At 60.5% G+C, this 1,593-nt stretch carries 1 protein-coding gene; it reads right to left on the bottom strand.

Translation table 11 applies throughout. From position 1 onward, the window contains the following. Positions 1–161 precede the first annotated feature (161 nt). On the bottom strand, positions 162–1,593 hold a 1,432-nt coding region (locus ABL922_RS14895), incomplete at its 5' end, for an alpha/beta fold hydrolase (RefSeq protein ID WP_349024990.1).

The following is a 1,593-nucleotide window of genomic DNA, read 5'->3' on the forward strand; positions in this document are numbered from 1 at the left end:
CTCTTGGGGTCAATCAATGTTGAAAGGGTGGTCATGCGGTGATCACTCCATCGAATTGCGGTTTCAGCGTAATCCTGGCGTGCCAGTCGATGCCTTCTGGACAGGGTTGATCCTGTGGGTGTGTTTGCCGAACGGGCGCAGCAGCGGTGCGAAAACGCCCCTCACTGTCGCGCCGAACTTCGGCATGATGGTGGTGCGGGGAGTAATTGCCAGGGACATTGGGGAGGCCAGGGTGCCAAGCAGCGAGATAACCAGCGCCTGTGTTCCGGCAATGTCCTCGTGCAGGATACCGTGGCGCTGCGCTGGGAGCATATGCAGCGAGTTCTCCGCCGACCCGCACTGGCGGGATCGACAATTGGATCATCCGTTCCCTGAATAATTGTGACGGGGCAGACGACCTGCGGAAGGCAGCGATTGAGTTCATCTGCCACCTTGCGCAATTCGACCAGGCCGCGCACCGGCATGTTGCGGTAGTCGATGTCCGGATGCTCGGGTTCCCGCGGCAGGAACGGCTTGACACCATCCTGGACATAGACCCATTCGCTGAGCTTGTTGAGACCATGAATCAGCGAAGCAAATGCCACGCTGCGCGGCCGGAAGTTGAGGGGCGCCGAAACCGAGACGACGCCAATGAGACCTGGCGGGCGGCTCGCTGCGAGGTGCAGGGCCAGCGATGCGCCAGTGGCGAATCCCACGACGAGCACCTCTTGCGTCAAATGGGACATGATCTCATAGCCCCGCCGCACCGAGGCGAGCCAGTCCTGCCAGCTGCGCTCACGCAAATCCCAGGGCGAGGTTCCGTGGCCCTTCAACCTGACGCCGAGAACCGGGTGGCCCATTCCTGCGAGGCGCTGCCCCAGAGCATTAAGCTCGGCAGGCGAGGCCAGAAGGCCATGGACCAGAACGACCCCGGGTTTTGAAGGCCTTTCCGGGACGATGAAATAGGGTTCACCGGATTGGCTTGCGGTTTCCTGACTGTTAACGGCAGCACAGCGGGGTGCTGCGAATTTTTCCTTGCACTTGGCGAAGCTGCGCACTTCATCGTCAAAGAGGAGTTGTGCGAGGGCTGCGCCTTCGGCAGGCACGGCCTGCTCAACGATCCTTGTGACACCCTCCAGCGCTGCGATTTCATTGGCATAGACACGAACGGCATTTTCCAGGCGCGGGTCGCGGTGCCCAGTGCTGCCACGCAAGGCCGGCAGCAGCCGGTAGTGGCTGGGGGTGATTTCGATCAATGACGATGCCGCAGCGATTTCGAAAAATTGTATAAGCGGCTTACCCGTGCCGTCACGGACGCCATCATAGGCTTCGGGATCGGTCAGTGTGCGGTGCAGATGGAGGCCCGGCTGCTGCTGCACCTGCTTGACAATCGCATAGAGAAGTCCGTGGAAGCGGCCCTGCTCAACTTCGGTTTCACCTTCCTTCAGAAGGCGCATGATGAGCCGCGACGCAAGGTGGCTGAGATTGACAGTAACGCGGGCATACATTTCCGTCATGCAAAGGTCGCGCAAACGTTGCGTGGTGCGCCGCATGGTAAGGGCCGCCATGCGCTCGATCCAGCGGCTCGCCGTATTCTTGAGACCGAAAAGTTCT

Origin of the sequence: Sphingorhabdus sp. (genome assembly GCF_040079335.1) — a bacterium.
Taxonomy (GTDB): domain Bacteria; phylum Pseudomonadota; class Alphaproteobacteria; order Sphingomonadales; family Sphingomonadaceae; genus Sphingorhabdus_B.